Raw genomic sequence first — 14,729 nt, 5'->3', positions numbered from 1 at the left:
GATTATCTAGTCGCAAGTTTGCCTGTAAGGAAGCTCCAGCCATATCGGCTGGTTTCGCCGCCTCAAACGGATCATCTCGCCATGTTCCAGAGCCGGCAAGCGTCACCTGGTCTGCGGCAGGTGCTCGAAGAGGGTCTTGCAGACGCCGGCGATGTGCTCATCGAGCAAGGTGACGGCTCGTTCGACATCCTTGGCCCGGCAGGCATCGAGGATCTCGCGGTGTTCATGGTCGGCGCGCTCCTTGCCCGCCGACAGGCTCATCTGCATACGCAGGTAGCGCTCCAGCTTGTCGTTCACCGAACGGATCATGTTCACCAGAAAGGGCCGCTGCGCCGGCTCGTACAGGCAGGCGTGCAGCTCCCAGTTCAGCTCGGCCCAGCGCCCGACGTCATTCTCGCCGACGAACTCCTGGCAGATTCGTTCGGCGCGCGCGAAGGTCTCTTCGGTCATGTTCGGAATCGCCAGGCGCAGCGCCTTGTCTTCGAGCAGCATGCGCACTTCGAACATTTGCGCCAGCTCAGGTTCGGACATGCGCGTGACCATCGCCCCGCGATTGCGCTGGAACATCACCAGCCCCTCGGCCTCCAGGCGCTTGAGCGCCTCGCGTACGGGGATTTTGCTGACATTGAACTGGCGGGCGATGTCGTCCTGGCGGATCGGGTCGTCTTCGGCGAAGTGGCCGGCAATGATCGCATCGCGCAGGTGGCGGGTGATGATTTCCGAAGTCGAAGGCGTGTTACCCAGGTCCGGGGCGTTGAGGCGAGGTACGGTCACGGTGGCGTCGTCCGAAGTGCTTTGTGGATATGGTATACGAATTTCGCGGGGCAAGCCCGCTCCCACCGACTAACTGCACCGCCGGTGGGAGCGGGCTTGCCCCGCGAAAAGAGACTACTTGCGCGCTTCCAGAATCAAATTGAACGGCGTTTCCGTGGCCCGGCGAAAGTGTTTGAAACCCGCCTCCTCGAACACCGCACGCAATCGCGCCTCGCCAGCCTGGGCACCCAGCCCCAGACCGACTTCCTGGGACAGCGAGTTGGGTGTGCAGATAAAGGTCGAGGCGGCATAAAACAGGCGACCAACCGGCGTGCTGTTCTCATCCAGGCTGTCCTTGGCAAACGGCTCGACCAGCAGCACCGTGCCGTCGGCCTTGAGCGCTGTATAGGCATGGCGGGCAGCGCCAACCGGGTCGCCCATGTCGTGCAGGCAATCGAAGTAGCAGATCAGGTCGTAATCGTTGCCGGGGAAATCCTTGGCGCTGGCCTGGATGAACCGGGCGCGCTCGGCCACCCCACCTTCGCTTGCGCGCTGGCTGGACACCGTGATCGATGGCGCGTGGTAGTCGAAGCCGTAGAACTGCGAAGCAGGGAAGGCCTGGGCGAGGATCACCGTCGAGGCGCCATGTCCACAGCCAACGTCGGCGACCTTGGCCCCGGCCTGCAGTTTATCGACCACCCCCGTCAGGGTCGGCAGCCATTCGCTCACCAGGTGGGCGCGGTAACCGGGACGGAAGAAGCGTTCGGTGCCGCTGAACATGCATGGATGATGGTCGCCCCAGGGCAGACCACCGTCGCCGCGCATGGCGGCTACCAGTTTGTCTTTATCGTGATAAAGCGCGGCAATCACCGAGGCGCCGCCCGCGGCGTACACCGGTGAGTCCTCGATGGCCAGGGCCATGGCCTGTTCCTCGGGCAGGCGAAAGCGGCCGTCCTGGTGTTCCATATAGCCCGACGCCGCCTGGGCGCTGAGCCATTCGCGCAGCAGCCGGGCATTGCAGCCGGTCTTTTGCGCCAGTTGTTCCGGGGTAATGAACTGGCTGTCGGCCATGGCCCGGTACAGGCCCAGCTCATCGCCGAGGATCAGGTTGGCCAACAGCGCGGCCGCGCCCATGTCGTTGACCAGTTTTCCCATGAACTCATTCAGCTTGGCTTCGTCCATTGCGTGTTCTCCTGCAGGAAGTCCAACGTCAACGGGGTCGTCACGCCAGGCGACGACCTCGGGCCATTTCTCGTGGGGCAATCATTAAGTCTAGTTCAGCGGGCCTGGCCGGATGAGCGTTCGCGCAGGGCTTTGCTGACTTTCGACTGGATCGCGTAAGCCGGTGCTTCGACCGAGTTGAAGTCGCGCGAGTAGCGCCGGGCGAATTCTTCCACGCCCCACTGCTGGTATTGCTGCACGTGATGCAGTTCATGGGCCCAGAGCGCGGCGTTGTCCTGGGCATCGGCCTCGTTGCGAAAGACGATGATGTCGATCAGGGTCACGGCGTTGACATCGGGGTTCTGCAGCAGGGCGTTGGCGCTGTCCAGGGCCTGCTGGTCGCCAACTTTGTAGCGCGCCGCATCCAGCACCTGGAAGTCGTAATACGGCTCAAGCTGGGCGCGGATGTGCAGGGGAATCGGCAGCACGGTACCGGCCGCTGCCGTGTCGCGGGCCTGTTGCAGGGCCAGGGCCAGAGAGCTGCTGGCTATGCGTCCGAGGTCGTCGAGCACGCTGCCGGCCTGGCCCGGATCGATTGGCGAGCAGATGCAACTGCCCAGACAGATTTCGTACTGGCCAGCGGGGCAGACGGCGAGGGCGTTGAGCGGGGCGAGCAGGGCCAGACCGAGCAGCAGTTGTTCAAGGGCTTTCATGCAAGGCCCCGGCGAGAAACTCACGGGAGGCCTTGAGCACTTCCTGCTGGCTGGGTTCGTTGGCGAGCATGCGCGCGATCACCAGCGCCCCCACGCACTGGCTGAGCAGGGCCCAGGCCAGGTCCGGGTCTTCGAGGGTCTCGGCCCAGGCCTGTTGCAGGGTGCGCAGCCAGTGTTCGGCTTCTTCGCGCACTGGCAGCGGTGCCTGGGCGATCTCGGCACCCAGGGCCGGGATGGCGCAACCGCCTTCAGGGTTGTTCACGTGGGCCAGGCTCAAGTAATGATCGAGGCAACGCTCTAGACGCTGACGGTTCATCGGTTGCTGGGCCATGGGACTGAGCGACAGTTCGCGGCGTACCACTTCGGTGAACAGGTCGTCCTTGGACGGGAAGTGGTTGTAGAACGCCCCACCGGTGAGGCCGATGGTCTTCATCAGCCCAGCGACGCCGGTAGCATTGAACCCCCCGCGCTTGGCCAGGGCACCGCTGCTTTCCAGCAGCTTCTGCCGGGTTTGTTCTTTGTGGGTGGTGGAGTAGCGCACGCCGACCTTCTCCGTAGCACTGACTTGACGAAGCCTGGATCATAGCATAGCGTTCGTTTACTAAATGATCGTTTACCAATGGAGGCGATGGATGACTCAGGGCAAGAAAGTGGTGTTGGTAGTAGGGGCCGGTGATGCCACCGGTGGTGCGATTGCCAAGCGTTTTGCCCGCGAAGGCTATATCGCCTGCGTGACCCGGCGCAGCGCCGACAAGCTACAGCCGCTGGTGGACGAAATCCGCGCTGCGGGCGGCGAGGCACATGGCTTTGCCTCCGATGCACGCAAGGAGGAAGAGGTGGCGGCGCTGGTCGAACAGATCGAAACCACCCTCGGCCCGATCGAGGCGTTTGTGTTTAACATCGGCGCCAACGTGCCGTGCAGCATTCTCGACGAGACCGCACGCAAGTACTTCAAGATCTGGGAAATGGCCTGCTTTGCTGGTTTCCTCACCAGTCAGGCCGTGGCGCGGCGCATGGTCACGCGCGAACGCGGGACGATTTTATTCACCGGTGCTACTGCCGGCCTGCGCGGCGCCGCCGGCTTTGCCGCGTTCGCCGGGGCTAAGCATGGCATCCGTGCCCTGGCGCAGAGCATGGCCCGCGAGCTTGGACCGCGTAACATTCATGTCGCGCATGTGGTGGTGGACGGCGCCATCGACACCGCGTTCATCCGCGACAGCTTCCCCGAGCGCTATGCACTCAAGGAACAGGACGGCATCCTTGATCCTGCGCACATCGCCGACAGCTACTGGTTCCTGCACGCGCAGCCGCGTGATGCCTGGACCTTCGAACTCGATCTGCGGCCGTGGATGGAACGCTGGTAAGCCTCTGACAACAACAAGGACTCCGAGCAATGAGCAAAACCGTCGAATTCTTCTTTGATCTGGGCAGCCCGGCCAGTTACCTGGCCTGGACCCAACTGCCAGCGCTGTGTGCTCGCCACGCTGCGCAACTGCGCTACCGGCCGATGCTGCTGGGCGGGGTGTTCCAGGCCACCGGCAATGCCTCGCCCGCAATGATTCCGGCCAAGGCGCGGTACGTGTTTGCCGATTTTCAGCGCTATGCCAAACGCTATGGCGTGACCCTGGCGTTCCCGCCGGGTTTTCCAATCAATACCCTGGGGCTGATGCGCGGGACCATTGCCGTGCAGCAGTATCAGCCGGAACGTTTCGAGGCTTACCTGACTGCGCTGTTCCAGGCCATGTGGGTCCAGCAGCGCAATGTCGGCGATCCGCAGGTACTCGCCGCTGTACTGCAAGAGGCCGGATTCGATCCTGAACAGTATCTGGCCTGGACAGCAGAACCCGGGGTCAAGGCGGCACTCAAGGAGGCCACTGAAGAAGCCGTGCGCCGCGGCACGTTCGGCGCGCCGACGTTCTTTGTCGGTGAGCAGATGTTCTTCGGTCAGGACCGTCTGGAGTTCGTTGAAGCGGCGTTGGCTTGAAGGGTACAGTCAAGTGATACGCTATTATTTTCACTAACTGTATGGTCGGCTCGGGTCAGGACTCCGTTAGTGTCAGTGCAGCCCACAAGAAAAAATCCGGATGCCTGCCATGCTCAGCTCAATCGACCTGATAACCGCCTTCGTGCTGTTCGCCTTCGTGTCTTCGATCACCCCGGGGCCCAACAACACCATGTTGCTGGCCTCCGGGGTGAACTTTGGCGTGCGCCGTTCGATTCCGCACGCCTTGGGCATCAGCGTCGGCTTCATGGTCATGGTGCTGGCGGTGGGCTTTGGCCTGGGTGAAGTGTTCAAGGCCTATCCGCCGATCTATACCGTACTGCGCTATGTGGGCGCGGCCTACCTGCTGTACCTGGCGTGGAAAATCGCCACCTCCGGGCCTTTGTCGGTGAGCAACTCCGATAGCCGTAAGCCGCTTGGGTTCTGGGGCGCGGCAGCGTTTCAATGGGTCAATCCCAAGGCCTGGGTCATGGCGGTGGGGGCAATCACTACCTATACGCCAGCTCAGGGCTACGTCACCAACGTGATCGTCATTGCCGCCGTGTTCGCCCTGGTCAACCTGCCCAGCGTCTGTGTCTGGGTGATGTTCGGCAGCGCCTTGCGCACGGTACTGCAGAATCCGCGCTGGTTAATGCTGTTCAATGTCCTGATGGCGGCGTTACTGGTGATATCCCTTTACCCGCTGCTCTTTGTAGAATCGGGTTTTTCCTGAATGAGTGCGCTGGCACATGCAGTTGATTCCCTGGTCCCATGACACAAGTGCCGGCTTTACCTTGCGCGGCTGGCGCTCACCCGCCAGCGGCAAACCCTTGCTGCATTTTCTCCACGGCAACGGCTTTTGCTGTCTGGTCTACCAGCCAATGCTGGCGCGTCTGGCGGAACATTTCGACCTCTGGCTGTGTGATGTCCAGGGCCATGGCGACAGTGACCATGGCGGCCCGTTCCAGGGCTGGAACCGTACCGCAGAGTTGGCCATCGAGGCCTTCGAGGCGGGCTGTGGCGAGTACGCCGAGGTGCCGCGCTTTGCCGTCGGTCACAGTTTCGGCGGGGTGATTACCGGGTTGATGCTGGCGTATCGGCCGCAGTTGTTTCAGCGCGCAGTATTGCTCGACCCGGTGCTGTTCAGCCGCTCGATGATGGGCATCATGGGCGCTGCCGCGCTGGTCGGCCTGCACCGTCGTCACGCCTTGGCGCGCAAGGCCGCCACCCGCCGTAGTCATTGGCCGGATCGCAGCGCCGCCCGCGCCTCGCTGGAGGGAAGGGGGATCTTCAAGGGCTGGAACGAGCATGCGTTGCACTCGTATATCGAGCATGCCATTGGCGATTGTGGCGAAGGCGTGGTGCTCAAATGCCGGCCCAGCCGCGAAGTGGAGATTTTCAGCTCGTTCCCGCGACGCATGTGGGCGTCGCTGACCCGGGTGAAAACCCCGAGCCTGGTGCTTTACGGCAAAACCACCTATCCCTTTGTACCGCAGTCGGTGCAGCGCTGGGCGCAGGACAATCGCCAGGTGACTGCCGAGCAGGTGCCGGGTGGGCACTGCTTTATGCAGGAAGATCCTGCTGCTTGCAGTGAGCGGGTCACGGCATTCTTGCTGCAGCAATAGGGTGATGCTGATCGCGGGGCAAGCCCGCTCGCACAGTGCCCCCGCGATTCAGGTGATATCACTGGCTTCAAACTCTTTCGCCAGAAAGTCCAGCAAGCTGCGCACGCCCGGCAACAGCCCACGGCGCGAAGCGAACACCGCGTGCACCACGCCGCACTCCGGTGCCCAGTCAGGGGTGACCCTGACCAGTTGGCCGTTATCGAGTTCATCGCGCACCACCACCAACGGCAAATGCACCACACCCACCCCGGCCAACGCTGCCTGGCGCAACACCAGCAGATCGTCGGTGACCAGCCGCGGTTGATAGCGCAGGCTGGCGCGCGCGCCATCAGGCCCCACCAGCTCCCAGTGATAGTCCCTTTGCGGTTTGCCCCAGCGCAAACTCGGCAAGCTGGCAAGGTCGGCAGGTACCGGACGCGCCGGCAGGCGCTCGCGCAGCTCAGGTGAGGCGACCAGGCACTGGGTGCTGTGGGCCAGGGTCTTCATTACCAGGTCACTGCTTTCCAATGGCGGCACGCGCACGCGCAAGGCGATGTCGATGCCTTCCTGAATCAGGTCGACCTGGCGGTTGGTGCTTTCAATGTGCAACTGCACCAACGGGCACTGGACCATAAAGCGGGTCAGCATGGCGCCCACCCAGAAATCCAGCAGGGCGGTCGGGCAGCTCAGGCGCACGATGCCCTGGGGTTCGGCGCGGTTGCGCTCTATCAATTCGGCGGCGCCCTCGGCCTCCACCAGCATTGCCACGCAGTGGCGGTAATAGGCCTGACCGATTTCGGTCACCGAAAAATGCCGGGTCGAGCGTTGGATCAGGCGTACGCCGAGGCGCTCCTCCAGCCCGGCGATACGCCGGCTGAGTTTTGACTTGGGCATGTCCAGGGCACGACCAGCAGGGGCAAAGCCACCGTGATCGACGACCTGGGCAAAGTAGTAAAGGTCGTTGAGGTCTTCCACCAGTGTTCTCCATATGGAACGCTGAAGGCAGTTTAACGGATCTACCGCCGATGTCGTTGCGCTCGTATGGTTATAGCCATCCACGAGAGGAGACATCTCATGAAAAAGATCCAAGGCGTCTACAGCAGCCCCAACCCGCACTGGGTCGGCGATGGCTTCCCGGTACGCAGCCTGTTCACCTACGACAACCTGGCCCAGCACATCAGCCCGTTCCTGTTGCTGGACTATGCCGGTCCCCACGACTTCAGCCCGACCACCGCCCGTCGTGGTGTTGGCCAGCACCCGCATCGCGGCTTTGAAACCGTGACCATCGTCTACCAGGGCGAACTCGAACACCGGGACTCCACCGGTGCCGGCGGCCTGATCGGCCCGGGCGATGTGCAGTGGATGACCGCCGCCAACGGCATCCTCCATGAAGAGTTTCATTCGCCGGCGTTCGCCGCCAAGGGCGGCACCCTGGAGATGGTCCAGCTGTGGGTCAACCTGCCAGGCAAAGACAAATCGGCACCCGCCGGTTACCAGACCCTGCTCAGTACCGACATTCCCGTGGTGCCGCTGGGCGCCGGTAGCGGCAGCCTGCGAGTGATCGCCGGTGAGTACCGCGGCCACAAAGGCCCGGCGCAGACCTTCACGCCGATGGATGTCTGGGACCTGCAACTCAAAACCGGCGCACCGCTACGCCTGCCCAGCGCGGCAGGGCGCAGCACGGCGCTGGTGGTGTTGCGCGGCAAGCTGCTGGTCAATGGTGAGCGCGCAGTCGGCCCGGCGCAGCTGGTGCTGTTCGACCGTGCCGGTGACGAACTGCTGCTGGAAGCACAGACCGAGGTGTCGGTGCTGCTGCTCAGTGGCGAACCGCTGGACGAGCCGATCGTTGGTTACGGCCCGTTCGTGATGAACAGCGAAGCGGAGATTGCCGAGGCGTTTGAAGACTTCCGTGCCGGTCGTTTCGGCCAGATGGATGGGGCGGGCGGTTCTCGTCACGACAACTAGTATCAATAACCCGAAGGCCACCCGACGGGCGGCCTTCGACACGGCTGCGCGCACAACGTGCAGCCAGCCGCCAAGGAGAATGTGTCATGAGTACATTTGCCAACGTTGCCAATTTCAATGGCCAGGTTCCGCGTATCGATCCTGATAACGCCGCGATGCTGCTGATCGACCACCAGAGTGGTCTGTTCCAGACAGTCAAGGACATGCCCATGACCGAACTGCGGGCCAATGCCATTACCCTGGCCAAAGTCGCCAGCCTGGCCAAGATGCCGGTGATTACCACGGCATCCGTACCGCAAGGTCCCAACGGCCCGCTGATTCCGGAGATCCATGAAGCCGCGCCACACGCCAAATACGTCGCACGCAAAGGTGAAATCAACGCCTGGGACAATCCGGAGTTCGTCGCGGCGGTTGAGGCCACCGGCAAGAAGCAGCTGATCATCGCCGGCACCATCACCAGCGTGTGCATGGCCTTCCCGAGCATCAGCGCGGTCAGTGCCGGTTACCAGGTGTTTGCGGTGATCGATGCCAGCGGCACCTATTCGAAGATGGCGCAGGAAATCACCCTGTCGCGGATCATGCAGGCCGGTGTCGTGCCGATGGACACCGCTGCAGTGTGCTCGGAAGTCCAGCGCACCTGGAACCGCCCCGACGCACAACAGTGGGCTGAGGCCTATAGTGCAGTGTTCCCGCACTACCAACTGTTGATCGAGAGCTACCTCAAGGCGCAACAGGTCGCCAAAGAAAACGAACAACTGGATTCGGCACGCTGATCCCTCATGGCCGGTGCCACCGGGTACCGGTCTACCCTCGCAAGGAGTAACACCATGAGCAAGCCCTACGTTCGCCTGGACAAGAACAACGCCGCTGTTTTGCTGGTGGATCACCAGACCGGTCTGCTGTCGCTGGTGCGTGACATCGATCCGGACAAATTCAAGAACAACGTGCTGGCTGTGGGCGACCTGGCCAAGTATTTCAACCTGCCAACCATCCTCACCACCAGCTTTGAAACCGGCCCCAACGGCCCGCTGGTACCCGAGCTCAAGGCGCAGTTCCCGGAGGCGCCGTATATCGCCCGTCCTGGCCAGATCAACGCCTGGGACAACGAAGATTTCGTCAAAGCGGTCAAGGCCACCGGCAAGAAGCAACTGATCATCGCTGGTGTGGTGACCGAGGTGTGCGTGGCCTTCCCGGCACTGTCGGCCCTGGCCGAAGGTTTTGAAGTTTTCGTGGTCACTGACGCTTCGGGTACCTTCAACGCGCTGACCCGCGATTCGGCCTGGGACCGCATGTCGCAAGCCGGTGCCCAGCTGATGACCTGGTTCGGCCTGGCCTGCGAGCTGCACCGCGACTGGCGCAACGACGTCGAAGGCCTGGGCACGTTGTTCTCCAACCACATTCCGGACTACCGCAACCTGATCACCAGCTACAACACCCTCACCAACGGCAAGTAACACCGTTTCACCGATCAGCGGCCGGGCACTTGTGTTGCCTGGTCGTTTTCGTTTCTGCCTGCTCAAACCGGTACTGGCAAAGCCTGGGGTAATCAGGCGATGATCCGCCAATGAATCCTGATCCTGCCATGCGCGGTTACCGGCGCAGTTTACGGCCCGGCTGTTGGTTGACCTTCTGGCTGGACTATCAGCCGCCTTTGCACTGGCCTTCGCTGCTGGGATTTCTGTCTGCGCGCTGTATTGCCGGCATCGAGACGGTGCAGGCCGGGGTGTATTCGCGCAGTGTGGTGCTGGGTGGTCGCCACGCGGTGATTCAGGTGCGCAGGGCGCGCGGGCATCGATTGCAGCTGACGGTTAGCGGTGTGCCCACAGCCTCGCTCCCCGGTTTGATCGCCCGGGTGCGGCGGGTCTTTGACCTGAATGCGCAACCCGCGCGGATCGAGGCGCAACTGGGCACCGACCCGCTGATGGCCAGGCTCATCGCCGCGCGGCCAGGATTGCGCGTACCTCAAGGCTGGGACGGTTTCGAACAGGCCATGCGCACGGTGCTGGGCCAGCAGATCAGCGTGGCCGGGGCGATGACTCTGGTTGCACGGATGGTCGCCCGGTACGGTCAGCCGTTGTTGCCGCAGGCCGCTCAAGCAACAGGGCTGACCCATGTGTTTCCGACGCCGACCGCCGTGGTCGATGAGGATCTGAGTGTGCTCGGCATGCCGCGTTCGCGCGCCGCGACCTTGTCGACCCTGGCCCGGGCACTGCTCGATGAACCGCATCTGTTGCGCCCGGGGGCCGACCTGGACAGCTGGGTACAGCGCCTGTGCCAGTTGCGCGGGATCGGCCCGTGGAGTGCCCAGTACCTGGCCTTGCGTCAACTGGGCGCTGCCGATGCCTTGCCGCTGGGGGACGTCGCCTTGGTCAAGGCCTTGCGCTTGCTGGAGGGCGCCGAGGTGAAGTTGGCGGATCGAGCCCGGGCCTGGAGCCCTTGGCGAGCTTACGCTGCCCAGCACCTCTGGGCGTCCTTGAGCTGACTCAACCGGACTGGCGCCATTTGACCTCGGTGATGCCATAGCGCTCTGCCAGCGGTGGGCTGATCTTCTTCACTTTCTCGCGCCCGTAGCGGCCGATACGGCCAACGCCGGCATCACAACTGGCCCAGTGCCAGGCCTCGGCGTTGTCCATCGTCTCGGCACGGATGATGAAAGATTTGGCTTCGCCGTACAGCTGGTAGTCGATGACGAAAAGTTTTGCGTTGTTCATAGGGCTAAAAGATCCTTTCAGTGCAGTGACCGAGAACATCCCTTCAATGTCTGTAGTGAGTCCTGCAAGGCTGGAAAAATTCCATCGGATTTCAACCGTTATGCGTGGCGCTGACCGTCAGGTGGCGAGCGTCCTTTTCGAACACCAGCTGTTCCAGGCGATGAGCGATGCCGCAGGCCAGCGAGTCGTAGGCTGGAATGACCTTTTCTTCAGCCGACAGGCAGTGGAAGATGTCCAGCTTGCGTTCGGCGTGGGCCGTCTCCAGTTCGAAGATGCGCACGTAGCGCTCCAGGTCGTTGTTCAGGCTCGACAGGTACTCGCGCAAGCGTGAGTGATCAACCGCACTCTGGCTGAAATGCCAGGTCATGGGGTGGATGAGAAAGCGCGAGTGGGGCGCGGCGATACGCTCGGCGGCGGCCAGGTACAGGATGATGCCCATGGATTCGATATTGCCGGCATTGACCGCACACAGCGGCACCGGCAAGGATTTGAGAAAGCTGTAGAGGGAGAAACCAAAGTTGGTGCTGCCACCGGTGGTCGACAAAAACAGCAGCAGCGACGAGGCGCCCTCGTCAACCGCTTGCAGGCACCGGTCGCGGAAACGTTCGGTGGTGTCCTGATCGATCTGGCAATGAAAGTGAATGACGTGCTGAGTCATCATCGCGCCTCAGGGCCGACGCACCGTGGGTGCGCCGGTCGTTCGTCCGTTAGCTGCGGCCGCCACCACTTGGTTTGCGGGCCTGGTCTTTGTCCATGTCAGGTTTGCGGGTCTGACCGCCTGTTTGACCGCCGGAAGCCTGGCCGCCTTTCTTGCCGGCGTCGGAGGCTTTCTGTCTGTCGTTACCGAAGTTGCCAGGATTCGAAGTGCCTTTGTTAGCCATGATTCTCTTCCTCTTTTGAATGTTTGCAAGGCATTTGCCCTACACAAGGTGGGAGGCAGGCGCGGCAGGCAAAGTTTGAAAAATTTCAGCGCTGCGGGACGAACGGTCGGGATGCGCCGCTCATCCGCCCCCGGCGTGTTTTGTTGAACTTCGCCGCCGGCCGATGGCTCATCTCAGATAGCGTTTCATTGATTGTTGTACTGCATGGGGGAAGCGGCGCGGTATCTGTATTTTCAATTGGCAGCGAGGCCTCGCTTGGTAGTAACTGAGTAGCCGGGCCCCTCGCTACGAGGATCAAACCATGTCACTGATTGGCGTTTCCAACCTCGAATTGCGTCAGCTCATCGAGCAGGCGTTTTTGCCTGACCGTTGTGTAGTGTCCTCCATCGACGAGGATCACCTGACCATCCAGTTAGGGCAGGGTGACAGCCTGGACGAGTGCCTGACGGTCACCGGCATTCGTGTGCAGAGCCTGACCACCTGTCACGAGCTGGCTGCGCTGGTTGCACAGTTGCGCGAGGAGCAGCGTCTGGCGCGCAATCACATTCCGTTCCAGCCCCAGGCGACTGCTTGAACTCGCGAACTCAGGTTTTCAGCAGCTGCAATGTTCTGGGGTCGGGGTGCGCGTCATAGAACTGCTCCAGCGCGGCCTTGAACAACGGATGATCGGGTTCGACGCTGGCAAACAAGGTCAGGCAGGAGCGCAGTTTCAGATCATCGGGGTGCCCCAGAATGTGCAGGGCGCTTTTGTCAGTGTGCTGCAAGAGGGCGGCGACACATTGTTCCAGGCGGGCGCGTAAAACGTCATGGCGCAGATACGCACGGGCTTCGTCAGCAGATTGCAGGGCATAACGTTCGGCCATGTCGCTGTGACCCAGGCCCTCCAGTTGGGGAAAGATGAACCAGATCCAGTGGCTGGTTTTACGTCCGGCGTGAAGTTCAGCCAGGACCCGGTCAAGGAAAGGGTCCTGGGCATCAATGAAGCGCTGAAGGTTGAAGGGGGCTGGCATGCTGGTCTCCCGCTATTGCAACTCAAGCTGCAGCTGCAATCCGCCATCATCACAATGCCGGTGGTAATGGACGATGCCGCGATAGGTACGACCTTCCCAGACAAACGCCACGCTATGCGAACGCTCAAGCTTGGCCGGCACTGGCGCCCGCACTTGCATCTGCAGGCCGGGCAGGCCATTGAGGTTCAACGGCGCCACCTGCACCTGGCACTCGGCGCTATGGGCGACAGGGCCGAACAAGGTGTCCTGGACAAAATCAAGCTGCAGGCAGGTCGCACAGGCCGGGCTGACCTTTCTCATGCCAGACACCTCCTTCAGTTCTTGCGGTGCGCGTTCTGCAGTTGCTTGGCCATTTCCAGGTGATGCTGCAGGGTCGGCAGCGTGGTCGTGGCGAAGGTCTGCAGGTCGTCTGGCGCGGAGGTGGAGCGGCTTTCCTCCTCGAACAGACGCACCGCCTGCTCATGGGCCTCGACCTGGTGCTTGGCGTAGGCGGCATCGAACGATGCGCCGTCCTGAACCTGCAGCATCATCTTGCGCGCCTTGCTGGTCAGGGCGGCGTCATCCGGCACACTGAAGCCATGCTGCCTGGCCAGATCGAGCAACTGCTGATTACTTTTAGTGTGGTCCTTGATCATCTGCTCGGCAAACGCCTTTACCTGTGCCGATTCGGTTTTTTCCAGCGCCAGCTGGCTGGTCTGGATCTCTGCCATGCCGGCGCTGACCGCTTCGTCGACAAAGCTGTTGTTCGAGGCCGCATGGGCGGCAACGCTGAGCAGGGCACACAAGCCCAAGGCCAGGCGGGTAGGGAGACAGGGGTTCATCGGCGGCTACTCCTGGTATAGAAACAGACGGCTATTAGTTTTACGAAAGGCCCGCAGCGCCAGAGTTCAGCTTTTTTGTCCAATCCGCGGCGCTGATCGTCGGCTCAGGCAAACCTTCAGTGTGCGTTTGCAGTCAGACAGACAAACAGCCGTTCAATTGCCCGTGGGAGACGATCATGGCCAGAGCTATCTGGAAAGGTGCTATCAGCTTCGGCCTGGTGCATATCCCGGTGTCCTTGAGTTCCGCCGTCAGCAGCGAGCGGATCGATTTTGACTGGCTCGACGCGCGCAGCATGGAACCGGTCGGCTACAAGCGGGTGAACAAGGTCACCGGCAAAGAGATCGCTGGCGAGCATATCGTCAAGGGTGTCGAGTACCAGAAGGGCCGCTATGTGGTGATCAGCGAAGAGGAAATTCGCCAGGCGCGCCCCGAGGCGACCCAGACCATCGATATCTTCGCCTTCGTCGACAGCGCTGAAATTCCCCTGCAGCAGTTCGATACACCGTACTACCTGAGCCCGGACCGCCGTGGCGGCAAGGTTTATGCGCTGCTTCGCCAGACCTTGGAGAGCACCGGCAAAGTCGCCCTGGCCAAGGTGGTGCTGCATACCCAGCAACACCTGGCGTTGTTGCGCCCGCTTGAGGACGCAATCGTGATGATTACCCTGCGCTGGCCGCAGGAAGTACGTGGCCTGGAAAGCCTGGAGCTGGGCAGCAGCGTGCGCGATTCGGCAATCGACAAACGCGAGTTGCAGATGGCCAGGCGGCTGGTCGAGGACATGAGTGAGCACTGGACGCCGGAGGCTTACCGCAACGACTTCAAGGACACCATCATGAGCCTGGTCGAAGAGAAAGCCAGCCAGGGCAAGATCGCGACTGTTGAGGCGCCGCAGGGAGACGCTGGGCAGAAAAGCGCCGATATCATCGACCTTACCGAGTTGCTCAAACGCAGTCTGGGCGGGCGTAAGGCGCCAGCGGCGAAAAAGCCCACGACCACCGGTAAACGGTCTAGTCCTGAAAGAGGATGACACCCCCACGGTGGGAGCGGGCTTGCCCCGCGATTGCGGTCTGTCAGTCACATCGCATCGCGGGGCAAGCCCGCTCCCACCGGGACAAACCGCACATAAAG

21 protein-coding genes are annotated in these 14,729 nt (G+C 61.9%); 10 read left to right on the top strand and 11 right to left on the bottom strand.

From position 1 onward, the window contains the following. Positions 1-102 precede the first annotated feature (102 nt). From NPS47_RS04600 to NPS47_RS04585, 4 genes are all read right to left on the bottom strand, one after another. Positions 103-774 carry a GntR family transcriptional regulator gene (locus NPS47_RS04600; RefSeq protein WP_274293917.1) on the bottom strand — a complete coding sequence of 224 codons (672 nt, stop codon included), beginning with the start codon at positions 772-774 and terminating at the stop codon, positions 103-105. 114 nt (positions 775-888) lie between these two features. Continuing rightward, complete coding sequence (locus NPS47_RS04595; RefSeq protein ID WP_274293916.1) at positions 889-1,935, bottom strand: class I SAM-dependent methyltransferase; 1,047 nt, start codon at positions 1,933-1,935, stop codon at positions 889-891. A 95-nt stretch (positions 1,936-2,030) separates the two neighbouring features. After that, on the bottom strand, positions 2,031-2,627 hold the full coding sequence (locus NPS47_RS04590) for a DUF4157 domain-containing protein (protein WP_274293915.1): 597 nt from the start codon (positions 2,625-2,627) through the stop codon (positions 2,031-2,033). Continuing rightward, the gene (locus NPS47_RS04585; RefSeq protein ID WP_274293914.1) at positions 2,614-3,168 is read right to left on the bottom strand and encodes a TetR/AcrR family transcriptional regulator; all 555 of its coding nucleotides are present in this window, start codon (positions 3,166-3,168) and stop codon (positions 2,614-2,616) included. Before NPS47_RS04585 ends, NPS47_RS04590 begins: the two co-directional genes overlap by 14 nt. A 91-nt stretch (positions 3,169-3,259) precedes the next feature. Here NPS47_RS04585 and NPS47_RS04580 point away from each other — a divergent pair, with 91 nt between their 5' ends. From NPS47_RS04580 to NPS47_RS04565, 4 genes are all read left to right on the top strand, one after another. After that, positions 3,260-3,991: an SDR family oxidoreductase gene (locus NPS47_RS04580; protein WP_038611598.1), complete on the top strand. Its 732-nt coding sequence runs from the start codon at positions 3,260-3,262 to the stop codon at positions 3,989-3,991. A 29-nt stretch (positions 3,992-4,020) separates the two neighbouring features. Continuing rightward, positions 4,021-4,611, top strand: a complete 591-nt coding sequence (locus NPS47_RS04575) for a 2-hydroxychromene-2-carboxylate isomerase (RefSeq protein ID WP_274293913.1) — start codon at positions 4,021-4,023, stop codon at positions 4,609-4,611. Positions 4,612-4,711: 100 nt separating this feature from the next. Further along, positions 4,712-5,341 carry a LysE family translocator gene (locus NPS47_RS04570; RefSeq protein WP_274293912.1) on the top strand — a complete coding sequence of 210 codons (630 nt, stop codon included), beginning with the start codon at positions 4,712-4,714 and terminating at the stop codon, positions 5,339-5,341. Positions 5,342-5,357: 16 nt separating this feature from the next. Continuing rightward, positions 5,358-6,233, top strand: a complete 876-nt coding sequence (locus NPS47_RS04565) for an alpha/beta fold hydrolase (protein WP_274293911.1) — start codon at positions 5,358-5,360, stop codon at positions 6,231-6,233. 48 nt (positions 6,234-6,281) lie between these two features. Here the strand turns inward: NPS47_RS04565 and NPS47_RS04560 are convergent, their stop codons facing one another. Further along, a complete protein-coding gene (locus NPS47_RS04560) occupies positions 6,282-7,190 on the bottom strand; it encodes a LysR family transcriptional regulator (RefSeq protein WP_274293924.1) in 909 nt (302 codons plus the stop codon). A gap of 96 nt (positions 7,191-7,286) precedes the next feature. Between NPS47_RS04560 and NPS47_RS04555 the strand changes: the two genes are divergently transcribed. The 4 genes from NPS47_RS04555 (at position 7,287) to NPS47_RS04540 (ending at position 10,659) form a co-directional block, all read left to right on the top strand. Continuing rightward, positions 7,287-8,177 (top strand): pirin family protein, encoded by an 891-nt coding sequence (locus NPS47_RS04555; RefSeq protein WP_274293910.1) that lies wholly within the window; start codon positions 7,287-7,289, stop codon positions 8,175-8,177. A gap of 86 nt (positions 8,178-8,263) precedes the next feature. After that, positions 8,264-8,950 carry a hydrolase gene (locus NPS47_RS04550; RefSeq protein WP_274293909.1) on the top strand — a complete coding sequence of 229 codons (687 nt, stop codon included), beginning with the start codon at positions 8,264-8,266 and terminating at the stop codon, positions 8,948-8,950. A gap of 54 nt (positions 8,951-9,004) precedes the next feature. Beyond that, positions 9,005-9,631 (top strand): isochorismate family cysteine hydrolase YcaC, encoded by a 627-nt coding sequence (gene ycaC / locus NPS47_RS04545; protein WP_274293908.1) that lies wholly within the window; start codon positions 9,005-9,007, stop codon positions 9,629-9,631. Between the two features lie 128 nt (positions 9,632-9,759). Beyond that, positions 9,760-10,659: a DNA-3-methyladenine glycosylase family protein gene (locus tag NPS47_RS04540; RefSeq protein WP_274293923.1), complete on the top strand. Its 900-nt coding sequence runs from the start codon at positions 9,760-9,762 to the stop codon at positions 10,657-10,659. Position 10,660: 1 nt separating this feature from the next. Here the strand turns inward: NPS47_RS04540 and NPS47_RS04535 are convergent, their stop codons facing one another. The 3 genes from NPS47_RS04535 to NPS47_RS04525 all read right to left on the bottom strand — a co-directional run bounded on the left by NPS47_RS04535 (position 10,661) and on the right by NPS47_RS04525 (position 11,769). Beyond that, positions 10,661-10,888, bottom strand: coding sequence for a DUF6555 family protein (locus NPS47_RS04535; RefSeq protein WP_274293907.1), 228 nt, complete (start codon positions 10,886-10,888; stop codon positions 10,661-10,663). Positions 10,889-10,979: 91 nt separating this feature from the next. Then, positions 10,980-11,546, bottom strand: a complete 567-nt coding sequence (locus NPS47_RS04530; protein ID WP_274293906.1) for an ATP-dependent Clp protease proteolytic subunit — start codon at positions 11,544-11,546, stop codon at positions 10,980-10,982. Positions 11,547-11,595: 49 nt separating this feature from the next. Continuing rightward, entirely contained in the window at positions 11,596-11,769 is a 174-nt protein-coding gene (locus tag NPS47_RS04525) for a KGG domain-containing protein (RefSeq protein ID WP_274293905.1), read from the bottom strand. Positions 11,770-12,070: 301 nt separating this feature from the next. On the opposite strand from NPS47_RS04525, the gene NPS47_RS04520 reads away from it, so the two are divergent. Next, positions 12,071-12,343 carry a DUF1652 domain-containing protein gene (locus tag NPS47_RS04520; protein WP_274293904.1) on the top strand — a complete coding sequence of 91 codons (273 nt, stop codon included), beginning with the start codon at positions 12,071-12,073 and terminating at the stop codon, positions 12,341-12,343. A gap of 10 nt (positions 12,344-12,353) precedes the next feature. On the opposite strand, the gene NPS47_RS04515 is transcribed toward NPS47_RS04520, so the two are convergent. From NPS47_RS04515 to NPS47_RS04505, 3 genes are read right to left on the bottom strand one after another with little or no spacing between them, the layout of a single operon-like run. Continuing rightward, positions 12,354-12,779, bottom strand: a complete 426-nt coding sequence (locus NPS47_RS04515) for a DUF1810 domain-containing protein (RefSeq protein WP_274293903.1) — start codon at positions 12,777-12,779, stop codon at positions 12,354-12,356. Between the two features lie 12 nt (positions 12,780-12,791). Beyond that, positions 12,792-13,079 carry a hypothetical protein gene (locus NPS47_RS04510; protein WP_274293902.1) on the bottom strand — a complete coding sequence of 96 codons (288 nt, stop codon included), beginning with the start codon at positions 13,077-13,079 and terminating at the stop codon, positions 12,792-12,794. Positions 13,080-13,093: 14 nt separating this feature from the next. Beyond that, on the bottom strand, positions 13,094-13,600 hold the full coding sequence (locus NPS47_RS04505) for a DUF4142 domain-containing protein (RefSeq protein WP_274293901.1): 507 nt from the start codon (positions 13,598-13,600) through the stop codon (positions 13,094-13,096). Between the two features lie 176 nt (positions 13,601-13,776). Here NPS47_RS04505 and NPS47_RS04500 point away from each other — a divergent pair, with 176 nt between their 5' ends. Then, complete coding sequence (locus NPS47_RS04500) at positions 13,777-14,628, top strand: Ku protein (RefSeq protein WP_274293900.1); 852 nt, start codon at positions 13,777-13,779, stop codon at positions 14,626-14,628. Positions 14,629-14,729 lie beyond the last annotated feature (101 nt).

The organism is Pseudomonas putida, from assembly GCF_028682475.1.
Classification (GTDB): Bacteria; Pseudomonadota; Gammaproteobacteria; order Pseudomonadales; family Pseudomonadaceae; genus Aquipseudomonas; species Aquipseudomonas putida_AG.
This window is presented reverse-complemented; position numbering and strand designations above follow the sequence as displayed.